Raw genomic sequence first — 15,107 nt, 5'->3', positions numbered from 1 at the left:
GTATCGGACTCATGGCACTTCAACTGAACCTTGTCGGTGACCCCGAAGCGGATGCCCTCCTGGCCGAGGACCCGTTGGCGTTGTTGATCGGAATGCTTCTCGATCAACAGGTTCCGATGGAAACGGCCTTCCTCGGTCCGAAGAAGCTGGCGGATCGGCTCAGCGGTATCGACGTCAGGCGTATCGCCGACATGGACACCGACGAGTTCATCGCCATCTGTGCCGAGCCTCCGGCTGTGCACCGATTCCCCAAGTCGATGGGCGAGCGTATCCAGCTCATGTGCCAGTTCATCGTCGAGAACTACGACGGCGACACCGCGGCGATCTGGACTTCGGGAAATCCCGATGGCAAGGAAGTGCTGAAGCGGCTCAAAGCCCTACCCGGTTACGGGGATCAGAAAGCCCGGATCTTCCTGGCGTTGCTCGGAAAACAGATCGGCGTCGAGCCGAAAGGTTGGCGCCAAGCGGCCGGCGACTACGGGCTCGAGGGCTCGAGGCGCTCGATTGCAGACGTGGTCGACGAACAGTCTTTGCTCGAGGTCCGCGAGTTCAAGAAGGCCGCAAAGGCCGCAGCGAAGGCCGACAAGAAGTAAGCCACTTTCAGGATTTCCGGGACCCGCTCGCACGCACTACTTTCATCAGGTCGCCTGCGGGGCCCTCGAGCTGACGCGGCGGGCGCCACACTGCACGCAGGGATCGGTCGAGTTCCAAGCCTTCGACGGCTACGACCCGAAGTTCTCCCTGCTTCACCTGGTCCTCGACGGCCAGCGTGCTCAGTACCGCCGGGCCGACGCCACCGAGCACGCTGGTTCGAATCGCGGCCGAACTACCCAGTTCCAACAACGGTGCACCGCGCTCGTATTCGTGTAACGCCAGGTCGAGAGTCGTTCTGGTTCCCGATCCGGGCTCACGCACCAGCAGCGGTGTCGCTGCCAGTTCGGCGACGGTCAGCGGCTTTCGTCGACGCGCCCATGGATGATCCGGGTGAACGACCACGACCAGCGAGTCACGCGCGACGGTGACGCTGGGCAGGCTCTTCGGAACGGTCGGTGACTCGACGAATCCGAGGTCACACATTCCTACTTCGACGGCTTCGAGTACGCGTGTCGAGTTGTAGACCTGAAGGTGGACGGTGACACCAGGATGCAGTGATCGAAAGACGCCGAGCCAGGCCGGGATCAGATGTTCGGCGACGGTCATGCTGGCACACACGGTCAATTCCGCGGATCGTTCGGTCCGCATCCCTTCGGCGACGTCGAGAAGCTGCTTCGAGTTGGCGAGGACGCGGCGCGCCCAGTGGACGATGACGGTCCCCTGCGGAGTCAAAGTCGCCCCCGTCGACCTTCGGTCTATGAGTGGCATCCCGAGCTGCCGCTCGAGGGCTTTGACGGCGCGGCTGGCATTCGGTTGTGCGATGTGAGCCAGACGGCTTGCAGCACTGAGGCTTCCGTGATCATCGATGCCGACGAGTAGCTCGAGTGTGGTGAGGTCGGGCCACCTTCTGGTCATGCAGACAGGCTATACCCAGCATCTATTCCATATCGATCTGATATGTCGTGATGGTAGAAATCGCCCTACCGGAGCGATGGTGGCTCAAGGACGCTGGATGAGTGAACCGTGATGTGAAGTCCGTGGCCGAGAAACCCGCAGTCGCCCCTTCGTCAGAAGTACGACGGTGGTCGAGTGTCGCTGCATTGGTGCCCGGAGTTGCGTTGTGCGCCTTGGGTGCCACGGTCGCGCTGATAGCCGGTCAGTTCACCTCCGCCGTGAGTCCGTTGCTGATTGCGATCGTGGCGGGTGCGGTGTTGGCGAATACCGTCTCTTTGCCGGCGAAATTCCAACCTGGCCTGGCATTCTCGGCGAAACGGCTACTTCGGGTGGGTATCGCTCTGCTCGGGCTGCAATTGATGTTCTCCGACATCGTCGGTTTGGGTTGGGGAGTGATCGCCGTTGTGGTGGCGATAGTGTTCCTCGGTATCGCCGGGACCATGTATGCCGGAAAGCTTCTGGGATTGAGTTGGTCGCAGAGGATTCTGATTGCCTGCGGCTTCTCGATCTGTGGAGCTGCCGCTGTGGCTGCTGCGGACGGTGTGGTGAATGCGCGAGAGGAAGAGTTGCTGACCGCTGTAGCGCTGGTGGTGATCTTCGGAACTCTGATGATTCCGACGATCCCCTTGCTGGCCGATGCTTTCGGTATGAACGAGATCGAGGCGGGCATGTGGGCCGGTGGGTCGATCCACGAAGTGGCACAAGTAGTGGCTGCCGGCAGCGCTCTCGGCGCTACCGCGTTGGGTGTCGCGACCGTGGTGAAACTTGCGCGCGTATTGATGTTGGCGCCGGTCATGGCGTTTCTGAGCATTCGGCAACGCACGATGGTCGCCAACACCGCCACCAAGCGGCCCCCGCTGATTCCGTTGTTCGTCGTGGCATTCATCGGCTGCATGGGTTTGCGCTCCACCGGAATGTTGCCGAATGAGCTTCTCGGATTGGCGAAGACCGTGCAGACGGCGCTGTTGGCTGCTGCGATGTTCGCTCTCGGGCTGGGGGTGCGGCTGAGCGTCATTCGTGGAGTGGGCGCCCGACCATTCGTTCTGGCCGCGATTTCCACCGTGTGGGTGGCGACGATCGCCTACGTCGGAGTCGTGCTGGTCAGCTGATCGAGCGTTGAGTCCGCCATGCGCTCGGGCTCGTCGAGAACTGAGTGCGAAACCAGCGCGAGAAACTACCCTGCGTCGAAAACCCCAGGTGCACCGCCACTTCGGTCAATGAATAGCGAGGGTTGGCGACAAATCGTTCCGCGAGGGTGCTTCGGACCGAATTGAGAACGGCCGTGAACGTATCTCCGGATTCGGCGAGATGACGGTGCAGTGTCCGCCGGTCGAACCCGAGGCTTCGTGCCACCTGCTCGACAGAGCAGCGGCCGGTCGGAAGCAGAACTTCGATCAATTCCTTGGTGCGGCTGAGGGTGTCGGAGGTTTCCGATGCGGGAAGTGAGTCGAGGAACTGGCGAGCGTACGGCCGGAGCAACTCGTCGGACAGTTGGTTTGCCGCATCCAGGTCGGCGGCGAAGAAAACGATTCCGGTGAATTCGTGATCGAATTCCACGGTGTCGCCGAGGATTCGTCGATGCGTGCTCGTATCTTTCGGGGCATTGTGCGTGAATCCCACGCTGACCGGATGCCATCGAGAACCCAGGAAACTTCGCAGGATCTGCAGCGTCGCGCCGACTGCGAGTTCGACGCTCTGTCTGGTGTCGACCGGTTCGCCGACCTCGAGCGAGATTCGCAGGGTGGCGAGTCCGTTGACCTCGTTCAATCGGATGCGCAATGACTCGTTGTACGTGTGCTCGTATCGCATCAATACGTCGAGCGCGCTCCTGACGTCTGGTTCTTCCCTGATGACCAAGCTGAGGGGACCGAGATTGGACAGTCGACGCAGGCCGGCGAGTAGAAGCCCGAAGTCTTCGTGTCCGGACTCCGCTGCCGATCGCTCCAGGAGCGATGCGATGGAGGCGGCCGGTACCCATTGGTCGGGGTTCGCCAGGCTTGCCGGGCTCAGGCCGACACTTCTCATGAGGGCCACAGCGTCCACGTCCACTGTTCGGCACAGGTCGACGTATCGGTTCAGTGACGCGTAGCGGGCGAGTGGCTTCATAGGGCCCCCTTTACTCGATGTCCCGAAATGTTGTGTTGTGTGTCTCGTCAAGTTAAGCATGTGAGCCGGATCTCACATAGTTTTGTTCACATCAGTTCGGCACGACCGCGAAGTCGAGCACCGACTTCTGGAAGTTGTTGCGTACGAATACAGCTCGACCGTAATCGAGTCGAGCCCGCCCACAGAATTGGAGAGCATTGATGGCAAACGCCATTCGGTTCCATGAGATCGGCACACCGTCCGTCATGCGTTGGGAAGAGATCGAGGTAGGACGACCGGGTGCCGGAGAGGTTCGGGTTCGTCATGAAGCGGTGGGGTTGAACTTCGCCGACACCTACTTTCGAAGTGGCCTCTATCCTGCGCAATTGCCTGCCGGGATGGGCGTTGAGGGCGCCGGTGTGGTCGAAGAGATCGGCGAGGGAGTAGTCGATTTTGCAGTGGGGGACCGTGTGACCTACACCGGCAGTCCGCTGGGTGCGTACGCCACCGAGCGGATCATGGCGTCGTCCGACCTGATCGCGCTACCCGACGGCATCGCCTTCGACACCGCGGCCGCCATGACCATGCGAGGACTGACCGCCGCCTACCTTCTGCGTCGCATCTACCCGTTGAAAGCGGGAGACACCGTGTTGCTGCATGCTGCGGCGGGCGGGGTTGGACTGATCTTCACCCAGTGGGCAAAACTGTTGGGAATCAAAGTGATCGGAACGGTGTCGAGCGACGAGAAGGCGAGCGTTGCCCGAGCTCACGGGTGCGATGAAGTCGTCATCTACACCCGCGAGGACGTCGTAGCGCGTGTCAAGGAGATCACCGGGGGCGTCGGCGTGCCGGTTGTCTACGACAGTATCGGGCAATCCACGTTCGACATCTCTCTCGATTGCCTTGCCAGGCGCGGGCTGCTGGTGTGCTTCGGAACGGCGTCCGGGCCGACTCCGCCGATTCAGGCAATGCAGTTGGCCGTCAAGGGATCTCTCTTCCTCACACGTCCGGCACTTGCCGATTACATCGCGGATCCCGAGGAACGTGCCGAATTGGCGGGCGAACTGTTCTCACACGTCGAATCCGGGCGAATCACGATCGAGATCAACCAGCGATACCCCCTCGAAGATGCGGTGCGTGCGCACCACGACATGGAGTCCGGTCGCAGTATCGGTTCCTCCGTCTTCTCCGTCTGAACCGAAACAGCACTTCCCAGAGGAATTGTCATGACCAACACCGCAACGTTGACAGAAAACCTTCCCTCGTCGACCAGCACGATCCACGTCGAGAAATTGACCTGTTCGATCGGGGCAGAGTTGTCCGGGGTGGATCTCGGCGAGGTCGCGCGAGATGCTGCACTCTTTGCCCAGATCAAGGGATTGCTGCTCGAGCACAAGGTTCTGTTCTTTCGCGACCAGAACTTCTCCAAAGCCGAGCACGTAGAGCTTGCCCAGCGATTCGGGGAGCTCGAGGATCATCCGGCACTGGGCAGCGACCCCGACCACCCGGGCCTGGTCCGCATCTACAAAGACCTGGACAGCCCGCCGGAGCATTTCGAGAATGCGTATCACTGCGACGCCACCTGGCGCGTGAACCCGCCCATGGGATGTGTATTGCGTTGTGTGGAAACACCTCCGGTCGGCGGCGACACGATTTGGGTGAACATGGCACTCGCCTACGAGAATCTGCCGGCGCGGGTCAAGGAGCAGATCAAGGACCTGCGTGCCAGGCACAGTATCGAGTCGACCTTCGGCGCTCGGATGCCGATCGATCAGCGGCACCAGCTGAAGGAACGCTTTCCCGACGCCGAACATCCCGTGGTACGAACACATCCGGAGACCGGCGAGAAGATTCTTTTCGTCAATTCGTTCGCCACACACCTCGTGAACTATCACACGCCCGAGAACGTCCGCTACGGAATCGATTACGCCCCCGGCGCCGGGAATTTGCTCACTTACCTGGCGAGCCAGGCTCAGATTCCCGAGTACCAGGTTCGGTGGCGCTGGACCGAGAACAGCGTCGCGATCTGGGACAACCGTTCGACACAGCATTACGCGGTGCAGGACTACTGGCCCGCGGTTCGAAAGATGGAACGCGCCGGAATCATCGGCGACGCACCGTTCTGATCCCTCTTCCCAGCCCCGAAGATAATTCATTCACTCGATCGGAGTCACACTATGCATTTCCACGACGATTCACTGTTCCCCGAAACCCAGGACAAGCTTGTCATCACCGTCGCTCCCTACGGACCGGAGTGGGAGCCGGACGATTTTGCAGAAGACCTCCCGCTGTCGATGGACGAGCACGTCCAGCAAGCCGTCGACTGCTTCAACGCCGGTGCCACCGTTCTCCACATCCACGTGCGTGAACTCGACGGCAAGGGCTCGAAGCGACTGTCGAAGTTCAACGAGCTTCTCGGCCGCTTGCGTGAGGCCGTTCCCGAGATGATTCTGCAGGTCGGCGGCTCGATTTCGTTTGCCCCGGAGGGGGAAGGCGCCGATGCGAAGTGGTTGTCCGACGACGTGCGTCACATGCTTGCGGAATTGGAGCCGGCTCCCGATCAGGTGACGATCGCGATCAACACCAGCCAGATGAACATCATGGAACTGATGACCGACGACGACATCGCGGGTACGTCGATGCAGCGTCCGGAATTGGCGGACACGTATCGGGAAATGACTGTGCCCGCCGGTCCGGAGTGGGTGGCAGAGCACCTGCGCCGGTTGCAGGCCGCCGGAATCCAGCCGCATTTCCAGTTGTCCAGTATCCCGCAGCTCGAAACGGTGGAGCGGTTGATCCGACGCGGCATCTACACCGGCCCGGTCAACCTCACATGGGTGGCAATCGGCGGCGGCTTCGACGGCCCCAACCCGTACAACATGATGAACTTCGTCCAGCGTGTTCCCGACGGTGCGTGCCTGACGCTGGAAACGCTGATGCGTAGCGTCCTGCCGGTGAACACGATGGCCATCGCGATGGGCTTGCACGCTCGTTGCGGCAACGAGGACACCATCTGGGGCCGCAAGGGCGAGAAGATGACGTCGGTGCAGCAGATCGAGCAGTTGGTGCGCATTGCAGGCGAATTGGGCCGCGAGGTGGCTACCGCGAAGGAAGCTCGGGACATCTACCGGATCGGTGAGACGTATGCCGACACCGACGAGACGTTGGCGAAGCTGGGTTACGCGCCCAACCGCCGTATCGGCCAGCTGGGATTCACGCAGCACGCCTGAGTTCACACCCTCTCGTACAACAGTTCCGGGGGTACGAACCGCGACGGTTCGTACCCCCGAATCCCCCCGTCTACCTCGAGTACTTCTAGGAGAGTCATGGGACTGCAAGCTCCCGCCACGCCACGTGTGGACACCGCGCTCGGAATCGGCGGACGACGAAAGTTATACCCGTGGATCGTTTTCGCCCTGGCTTTCGGTCTTCTGCTCTCGGACTACATGTCGAGGCAGGTGCTCAGTGCAGTCTTCCCGATCCTGAAAGCGGACTGGGATCTCTCCGATTCGCACCTCGCCTCCCTGAGCAGCGTGGTGGCATTGATGGTCGGGCTGTTGACGTTCCCGTTGTCGCTGCTCGCGGACCGCTGGGGCCGCGTCAAGAGCTTGATCTTGATGGCGGTGTTGTGGAGTGTCGCGACGTTGCTGTGCGCAATCGCTCAGACCTACGAACAGATGTTGGGCGCCCGGTTCCTGGTCGGTGTCGGTGAAGCGGCGTACGGCAGCGTGGGTATCGCCGTGGTCCTCAGTGTGTTTGCGCCCCGCGTGCACGCAGCTCTTGCCGGTGCCTTCATGGCCGGTGGATCGTTCGGTTCGGTCATCGGTGTGGCAATCGGTGGGTTCATCGCAGTCCAGTTCAGTTGGCGGTGGTCTTTTGCCGCCATGGCGATCTTCGGTCTGATTCTGGTTGCGCTGTTCCGTGCCCTCGTCACCGAGAAGAAGCTCACCGCTTACGCCGTCGAGGCCGCGCCGGATGCCGCCGGGGAAGCGGTGAGAAACGACGGTTTTCGTGCGCCGGTGTCCTCGCTGTTCACCAATCCCGCCGTGTTGTTCGCCTACATCGGTGGTGGTCTCCAGATGTTCACCGCCGCTGTACTTCTGGCGTGGTTGCCGAGCTTCTTCAATCGCTACTACGATTTGGCCCCGGACAAGGCCGGCGTCACAGCTTCCGTATTCGTCCTCTTGGTCGGAAGTGGGATGGTGGTGTGCGGGTTCATCACAGATCGATTCAGCCGCGACGATTCGGCGCGGAAATGGACCACCGCAATCGTCTACTGCGCCATCTCGTTGGTGACGCTGAGTATCGGGCTCCGGTTGGATACGGGGACAGCGCAACTCGTATTGCTCGGTATCGGTGCATTCTTCTCCGCCGGTTCGTCGGGGCCGACGGCAGCTATGGTCGCGAACCTTACCCATCACTCGATTCGAGCGTCGGCCATGGGAACGCTCACCGTTGCCAACAACCTTCTTGGGCTGGCGCTCGGTCCCTTCGTGGTCGGCATCCTCGCCGATCACCTGGGTCTTCTCGGCGCTCTACAGCTTTCGCCCTTCGTCTATGTCGTCGCGGCCCTCGCGTTGGTAGCCGGCAAGCGTGCCTATCCCGCCGGGATGAGGCGGCTGGCGACGTTGCAGAATCGGCCCGAGATCCCCGGCGCCACTGAAGTAGCAGAAGTTCGGAGTTCCTGATGGATGAATCACCCACGGTAGTAATAGTTCCCGGTCTGCGCGATCATGTCGAGGATCATTGGCAGACTCACCTCGCGCGCAGGCTCGACAACGTTCTGACGGTTCCTCCCCTCGAGACCGACAAGCTCAGTCGCGATGCCAGGGTTGCGGCATTGGACGAGGTGTTGACAAGTGTTTCCAGCCCGGTGGTCCTGGTCGCGCACAGCGCCGGAGTCATGACAGTTGCCCACTGGGCGAGGGCGCATCATCGAGATGTTGCCGGCGCACTTCTGGTCACGCCGGCGGATCTCGAACTTCCTCTACCCGAGTCCTATCCGTCTCTCGAGGAGCTCGATCGGAACGGGTGGCTACCGATACCGCGTCAGCGTCTGCCTTTTCCGAGCACGGTCGCGGCGAGTCGGAACGATCCGCTCGCCGGGTATCGCCGAGTTGTGGGTTTGGCTGAAGGATGGGGGAGTCGGTTGCTGGATCTGGGTGAGGTCGGACATCTCAATCCGGCGTCCGGATACGGGTATTGGCCGCGGGCGGAATCATTGGTGTGGGAACTGCTCGAGTCGGTGTCGCACGCCGCCTCGTCTCATGCCACGGATTCCGAGTCGCAGGAGGAACACAGTCATGCTTGATCTTGCTGCTCTGCTGGAAGATTCGGCCCGGCGATACCCGGAACGGGATGCGCTGGTTCTCGGAGAAGCGAGGCTGACGTATGCGCAGTTCGACGCGTACGCGAATCGCATCGCCCATCTGCTCGTCTCGCGGGGTGTCGAGCCAGGTGACAAGGTGGCGTTGTCCTGCCCGAACGTTCTCGAGTTCCCGATCGTCTACTACGGCATTCTCAAGGCCGGTGGCGTCGTCGTTCCTCTGAACATCCTGCTCAAGGGGCGCGAAATTGCCTATCACCTGGCTGATTCGGAAGCGAAGCTGTACTTCTGTTTCGAGGGAAGTCCCGAATTACCGATCGCCGAGTACGCCATCGCCGGGTTCGAGCAGAGCGAGACCTGTTCGGCCCTGATCGTGATCAGCACCGAGCCGGGTGCACCGTCGTCGACCCTCGGAGTCGAGACTCTAGGCGAAGCACTGGCATCCGTGTCCGGCACGGAAACGCCTGCAGCCGCGGTTGTTCGTGAACCGACGGACACCGCGGTCATTCTCTACACCAGCGGCACGACCGGAAAGCCCAAGGGCGCCGAACTCACTCACTGCAACATGGTCTTGAATGCACTGTCGACCAACCGGTTGTTCGAGAGCGTTCCGTCCATGCATGAGCGTTATCTCCTGACTTTGCCGTTGTTCCACTCGTTCGGCCAGACAGTGACCATGAATGCGGGAATCTGCGTCGGTGCCACTTTGGTGTTGATGCCGCGCTTCGATGCGACCGCGGCACTCGAGATCATGGAACGCGAAAAGATCTCGGTCTTCGCGGGCGTCCCGACCATGTATTGGGGACTGCTCGGCGTGCTGGAGGAGGTAGTGAAATCCGGGGTGGATATCGAGACCGTTGCACAGAACATGCGGTGCGCGATCTCCGGTGGTGCAGCGCTTCCCGTCGAAATCTTGACACAGTTCAGGGAACGCTTCGGTGTTCAGATCCTCGAAGGGTACGGGTTGTCCGAGACCTCTCCGTTGGCCTTGTTCAGTGACCCGGAGAGCGACCCCCGGCCCGGTTCGATCGGCGTGCCGATCTGGGGCGTCGAAGCGCGGATTGTCGATGACTCTTGGCGTACGATCACCGGCCCCGATGAAGTGGGTGAGTTGGCCATTCGCGGGCACAACGTCATGAAGGGCTATTTCAACCGACCCGAGGCGACGGCGGAAGTAATGTGCGACGGATGGTTTCGCACCGGGGATCTGGCACGGGTCGATACCGACGGAAATTACTACATCGTCGACCGCGCGAAGGACATGATCGTGCGGGGCGGATTCAACGTCTACCCACGCGAAATCGAAGAGGTTCTGCTCACCCACCCAGCCGTCTCACTCGTCGCCGTCGTCGGGGTGCCGGACACGAGCCTCGGCGAAGAAGTTGTCGCCTACGTGATCCGAGAGCCGAGTGAAGAGATCTCCGAATCGGATCTCGTGGAATGGTCGCGGGAACAGATGGCCGCCTACAAATATCCGCGCCGCATGGAGTTCGTGCCGTCGCTGCCGATGACGGCAACCGGAAAGATTCTCAAACGTGAACTGAATCAAGCATTTTCGATTGTCTGAGGAGATCGATGACTGACGTTCGAGCAAGTGAAGCTTTTCCCGTGACCCAGGCTATGAAGGATTCGGGTGGCTGGAATCCGTTGTGGGACGGACTTTCGGAGCTGGATCCCGAGTGGACCGAGCTGTACATGAAGACAGCAATGCAGCCCTGGAACAGTGGGGTGCTGTCACCTCAGGTGATCCAGTTGCTGTGCATAGCCGTCGATGCGGCGAGCACGCACATGTACGCGCCCGGCGTACGACGTCATATTCGCGCCGCGCTCGACGTGGGAGTGACCCCGAAGGAGATTCTCGAGGTGCTGAAACTGACCACCGTCGTCGGGATTCACTCCTGCAATGTCGGCGTTCCGATCCTGATGGAGGAAATCGCGAACCGGTGACGGCGGTCAGTCCCGTTCGCGGTTCTCCCGTTCCTCACGCTGACGCTGGAGGAACGGGCTCGGGTTCTGTCCGCCGATCGGGCCGTGGCCGAGGACTCCGTGCTCGTAGGCGGACTCCGCGTGCAGGGCAACGTCGATTCCGCGGGCCTCGTCTTCACGCGAAATACGGAAGCCGAAGGTCTTGTCGATGAGCTTTCCGAGACCGTAGGTCACACCGAAGGCATAGAGCGCGACCACGACGACACCGACGAACTGCTTGCCCAGCTGCGCGAATCCACCGCCGAAGAACAAACCTTCCGGACCGCCCGTCATCACGGCCGTCGCGAGGAGTCCGATCAGCAACGAGCCGACGATTCCGCCGACGAGGTGCACGCCGACGACGTCGAGGGAGTCGTCGTAGCCGAGCTTGTGCTTCCATCCCACGGCGTACGAGCAGACGATGCCCGCGATCAGACCGATGACGAGCGCACCGAACATGTTCACCGTTCCACACGACGGGGTGATCGCGACCAGACCGGCGACGACGCCCGAAGCTGCGCCGAACGTCGTGGGGTGTCCGTCACGGTTCTGCTCGACGAACAGCCAGCCGAGTAGTCCGGTACAGCCGGCGACGAGTGTGTTGAGGAAGATCTGCGAGGCCATACCGTCGGCCGCAAGGGCCGACCCAGCGTTGAATCCGAACCAACCGAACCAGAGCAGACCGACGCCGAGCAGGACGAACGGCAGATTGTGCGGACGCATCGACTCGGCCTTGAAACCCATCCGCTGGCCGAGGACCAGTGCCAATGCCAGGCCTGACGCTCCGGACACGATTTCGACCACGAGGCCACCGGCGTAGTCGAGTGCGCCCATCTGGGCGAGCCATCCCTGCGGATTCCACACCCAGTGAGCGACGGGGACATAGACGAGCAAGGACCAGATGGGGACGAAGATCATCCAGGCGGAGAACTTCGCGCGGTCGGCGATCGCACCACTGATGAGTGCTGCAGTAAGGATTGCGAACGTCAATTGGAAGGTTGCGAACAACACTTCCGGGACATTCCCGTGCACGGTCGACGGGTCGATGCCCGCCATGCCGATGTGTTCGAGTCCGCCGATGATGCCACCGTGATCGTCGCCGAACACGAGGCTGTAGCCCACGAACAACCACGCGACCGTGACGAGTGCGATGGAGACGAAGCTCATCATGATCATGTTGAGTACGCCGGTCGAGCGGACCATGCCGCCGTAGAACAGCGCGAGTCCTGGCGTCATCAGAAGTACGAGTGCAGTACTGACGAGCAACCAGGCAGTTGCTCCGGCATCGATGGTGGCGGGCACAGTTTTCTCCTCACGCATGCGGACCAGCCCGCGTGCACGGAACCCACGATGGGTGCGTGCGGTTTCCTCCGCACTGCGATTGTGTTGCGAACATGTTTCGGGAGAAGTCGGCGTTGCACCCGCACCGGATCACCTGTCGTGGGTCGCCGGTAGTCTTTGCGCGTGGCCCTGTACCGGAAGTATCGACCCGCGTCCTTCGCCGAGGTGGTGGGGCAGGAGCATGTCACCGCACCGCTCAGCACGGCCCTCGACACCGGACGCATCAACCATGCCTATCTGTTTTCCGGCCCGCGTGGCTGTGGAAAGACGTCGTCGGCGCGAATCCTGGCGCGTTCGCTGAACTGTGAGCAGGGACCGACGTCGACGCCGTGCGATGTGTGCGACTCGTGCGTTTCGCTTGGCCCGGGCGGCACAGGCAACCTGGACGTGACGGAACTCGACGCCGCAAGTCACGGTGGCGTCGACGACACCCGAGAACTCCGAGACAAGGCGTTCCACGCCCCCGCCGCTTCTCGCTACCGCGTCTTCATCATCGACGAGGCACACATGGTGACGGCGGCGGGCTTCAACGCGCTGCTCAAGATCGTCGAAGAGCCGCCGGAGCACCTCATCTTCATCTTTGCGACGACGGAACCGGAAAAGGTTCTCCCGACCATCCGTTCGCGTACACACCACTACCCGTTCCGCCTGTTGGCGCCGTCGACCATGCGCGGACTCCTGGAAAAGATCTGCGCCCAGGAAGGCGTACCGGTCGAGCCTGCTGTTTATCCCCTGGTCATCAAGGCTGGCGGCGGTTCGCCTCGCGACTCGTTGAGTGTCCTCGATCAGTTGCTCGCGGGAGCCGGCGAAGAAGGTGTCACGTATCCGCGGGCGCTCTCTCTTCTCGGAGTCACCGACGTCGCGCTCATCGACGAAGCAGTAGACGCCCTGTCTGCCAGTGACGGAGCCGCCTTGTTCGGCACTGTCGATCGGGTGATGGACGCCGGTCACGATCCACGCCGATTCGCGCTCGATCTCCTCGAACGTCTACGCGATCTCATTTTGATGCAGGCAGTCTCCGATGCCAGCGAACGAGGGTTGGTCGATGCGCCGGAGGCCGAGCTGGTCACGATGCGTGAACAGATTCAGCGAGTCGGGCCGGCCACGCTCACCCGTTTCGCCGAAACCGTCCACGCTGGTCTCAGTGAAATGCGTGGGGCGACGGCGCCGCGGCTGCTGCTCGAAGTGATGTGCGCGAGAATGCTGCTTCCTTCGGCCTCCGACACCGAGTCGGCTGTGTTGCAGCGGCTCGAGCGCCTGGAACAAGGTATTCCGGCTGCCGGAGTCGCGGCTGCCGCTGCCCCTCGCGCGGCAGCAACGCCGGCACCGACTGTGCCGCCGCTCGAACCGGAGATTGCTTCCAAGTTCCAACGGCCCTCCCAACGCAAGGCCGAGCCTGAGGCACGGCCGGAACCAGCCGCCCCGGCTCCGGCGGCGCCGCCGGTCGTCGAGGCTCCTGTCGTCGAACCTCCGGTAGCGGCAGCTCCCGTGGTCGAGCCTCCCACCGTCGAGATCGTGGAACCGCCGGTTGCGGAAGCTCCAGTGGTTGAAGCTCCGGTGGTTGAAGCACCAGTGGTTGAAGCACCAGTGGTTGAAGCTCCGGTTGCCGAAGCTCCAATAGTTGAAGCTCCTGTGGTTGAACCACCGGCTCCTGCTCCGGTCGAAGCGGAAGAGCTGATCGGGCTTGCCGAGCCGGAACCCGACTACGAGCCCGAGCCCGAGTACGAGGAGCCGGCGGCTGCAGAAGCTGCGCCGGTCTCGGCGGGCCCCACAGTCGAGACCCTCCGTGAATCGTGGAACACCTTGCGCAACAAGGTCGGTGAACGAAACAAGGTTCTTCCGGCCATGCTGTCCGCTGCGACGGTTCACGACGTGCGTGGACATGTTGTGGTCATCGCTCACGGCTCGCCGGTCCTGGGTGCTCGTGTGACGCAACCGCACAACGCGGCGGTCATCTGCGAGGTCCTTGCCGAGATGTTCGGTGGCACTTGGCAAGTCGAGTACCAAGAAGGTGCGCCCACAGCGCCGGCAGCATCGAGCGCACCCAAGGCGACAGAAGCTGCGAGCCGCCCGGCCGCTGCGCCCCGCTTCTCGCGCCCCAGTCAGGAGCGTGCAGCGCAGCAGCCCAAGGCCCCGCAGCCCCAGCGCGGAGATTCGGACGACATTCCGCCGCCTGAGGCCCCCGACTATCCGGAAGACCCTGGACCGGCCCCTGCTCCTGAGGTCGACTACGAGGCAACTCCTCCGGCTGCAACGCCGGAGGACGAGGACGAGATGTTCGCGGAGGCTGCTGAGCCCGCTGATCCGACTGCCAGACGTGATCCCGAGGACGTTGCAAAGGAACTCCTCAAGGACGTCCTCGGGGCACGCCGCCTCGAAAGCTGAGTTGCCGACTCGGTCCGTGCGCGTGAAACGGCTGTCGGAATGCCGCGGCACCACTGTGTGATCGAATTGTTATAAGTGCCGTTCCTTTTGTGTGCGCACGTGTCGAAAGGGCACCGGCTCGGCCCGGCAAAGCTGAATTGTGTGTGGCCGGTTTGCTGGCACATTCGTTCGCTCAATTCCGGTGTAACGAAACATCGATTCGGACGATGGTCGCCGAAGAATATCTGGAATTTCTCGTTGTCTGATCGACATTCGCGTGCTGTTGCTAATTCTCGGTGTGTCACGAATGTTCAGATTGATAGTTGTCGGATGTTTGTTTTGCGGTGATCGACCAATTTGGGACATTCGGCGAATTGGCCACATATTCGGCATTGCGGCATTTCGGTGCGCACTCAACTGAGCATTTGCCGATCTCGAGAAAACGGTGGCCGTGAAACCGGTGTCCGGTACGGATGTT

Annotated in this window: 13 protein-coding genes; 10 read left to right on the top strand and 3 right to left on the bottom strand. The window is 61.7% G+C overall.

The window, feature by feature from the left end; all coding sequences use genetic code 11:
• The first annotated feature begins 11 nt into the window (after positions 1 to 11).
• Positions 12 to 593 carry an HhH-GPD-type base excision DNA repair protein gene (locus CPI83_RS27035; RefSeq protein WP_019746526.1) on the top strand — a complete coding sequence of 194 codons (582 nt, stop codon included), beginning with the start codon at positions 12 to 14 and terminating at the stop codon, positions 591 to 593.
• 7 nt (positions 594 to 600) lie between these two features.
• Here the strand turns inward: CPI83_RS27035 and CPI83_RS27030 are convergent, their stop codons facing one another.
• Complete coding sequence (locus CPI83_RS27030; protein WP_097387991.1) at positions 601 to 1,509, bottom strand: LysR family transcriptional regulator; 909 nt, start codon at positions 1,507 to 1,509, stop codon at positions 601 to 603.
• Positions 1,510 to 1,610: 101 nt separating this feature from the next.
• On the opposite strand from CPI83_RS27030, the gene CPI83_RS27025 reads away from it, so the two are divergent.
• On the top strand, positions 1,611 to 2,657 hold the full coding sequence (locus CPI83_RS27025; protein ID WP_097387990.1) for a putative sulfate exporter family transporter: 1,047 nt from the start codon (positions 1,611 to 1,613) through the stop codon (positions 2,655 to 2,657).
• On the opposite strand, the gene CPI83_RS27020 is transcribed toward CPI83_RS27025, so the two are convergent.
• Positions 2,650 to 3,654, bottom strand: a complete 1,005-nt coding sequence (locus CPI83_RS27020; RefSeq protein WP_021342611.1) for an AraC family transcriptional regulator — start codon at positions 3,652 to 3,654, stop codon at positions 2,650 to 2,652. The genes CPI83_RS27025 and CPI83_RS27020 overlap by 8 nt on opposite strands.
• Positions 3,655 to 3,854: 200 nt before the next feature.
• On the opposite strand from CPI83_RS27020, the gene CPI83_RS27015 reads away from it, so the two are divergent.
• From CPI83_RS27015 to CPI83_RS26985, 7 genes are all read left to right on the top strand, one after another.
• Positions 3,855 to 4,829 (top strand): quinone oxidoreductase, encoded by a 975-nt coding sequence (locus CPI83_RS27015; RefSeq protein WP_019746530.1) that lies wholly within the window; start codon positions 3,855 to 3,857, stop codon positions 4,827 to 4,829.
• A gap of 30 nt (positions 4,830 to 4,859) precedes the next feature.
• Positions 4,860 to 5,759: a TauD/TfdA family dioxygenase gene (locus CPI83_RS27010; RefSeq protein ID WP_021342614.1), complete on the top strand. Its 900-nt coding sequence runs from the start codon at positions 4,860 to 4,862 to the stop codon at positions 5,757 to 5,759.
• A 51-nt stretch (positions 5,760 to 5,810) separates the two neighbouring features.
• A complete protein-coding gene (locus CPI83_RS27005) occupies positions 5,811 to 6,863 on the top strand; it encodes a 3-keto-5-aminohexanoate cleavage protein (protein WP_003943988.1) in 1,053 nt (350 codons plus the stop codon).
• A gap of 96 nt (positions 6,864 to 6,959) precedes the next feature.
• Complete coding sequence (locus CPI83_RS27000; RefSeq protein WP_097387989.1) at positions 6,960 to 8,321, top strand: MFS transporter; 1,362 nt, start codon at positions 6,960 to 6,962, stop codon at positions 8,319 to 8,321.
• On the top strand, positions 8,321 to 8,944 hold the full coding sequence (locus CPI83_RS26995; RefSeq protein ID WP_097387988.1) for an alpha/beta hydrolase: 624 nt from the start codon (positions 8,321 to 8,323) through the stop codon (positions 8,942 to 8,944). The genes CPI83_RS27000 and CPI83_RS26995 overlap by 1 nt, the downstream gene beginning before the upstream one ends.
• The gene (locus CPI83_RS26990) at positions 8,937 to 10,526 is read left to right on the top strand and encodes a long-chain fatty acid--CoA ligase (RefSeq protein ID WP_097387987.1); all 1,590 of its coding nucleotides are present in this window, start codon (positions 8,937 to 8,939) and stop codon (positions 10,524 to 10,526) included. Before CPI83_RS26995 ends, CPI83_RS26990 begins: the two co-directional genes overlap by 8 nt.
• A gap of 8 nt (positions 10,527 to 10,534) precedes the next feature.
• Positions 10,535 to 10,906, top strand: a complete 372-nt coding sequence (locus CPI83_RS26985) for a carboxymuconolactone decarboxylase family protein (RefSeq protein WP_019746535.1) — start codon at positions 10,535 to 10,537, stop codon at positions 10,904 to 10,906.
• A gap of 6 nt (positions 10,907 to 10,912) precedes the next feature.
• On the opposite strand, the gene CPI83_RS26980 is transcribed toward CPI83_RS26985, so the two are convergent.
• A complete protein-coding gene (locus tag CPI83_RS26980; RefSeq protein WP_003943791.1) occupies positions 10,913 to 12,226 on the bottom strand; it encodes an ammonium transporter in 1,314 nt (437 codons plus the stop codon).
• 162 nt (positions 12,227 to 12,388) lie between these two features.
• On the opposite strand from CPI83_RS26980, the gene CPI83_RS26975 reads away from it, so the two are divergent.
• Entirely contained in the window at positions 12,389 to 14,650 is a 2,262-nt protein-coding gene (locus CPI83_RS26975) for a DNA polymerase III subunit gamma and tau (protein WP_097387986.1), read from the top strand.
• Positions 14,651 to 15,107 lie beyond the last annotated feature (457 nt).

It is taken from the genome of Rhodococcus sp. H-CA8f, assembly GCF_002501585.1.
GTDB lineage: Bacteria > Actinomycetota > Actinomycetes > Mycobacteriales > Mycobacteriaceae > Rhodococcus_F > Rhodococcus_F erythropolis.
This window is presented reverse-complemented; position numbering and strand designations above follow the sequence as displayed.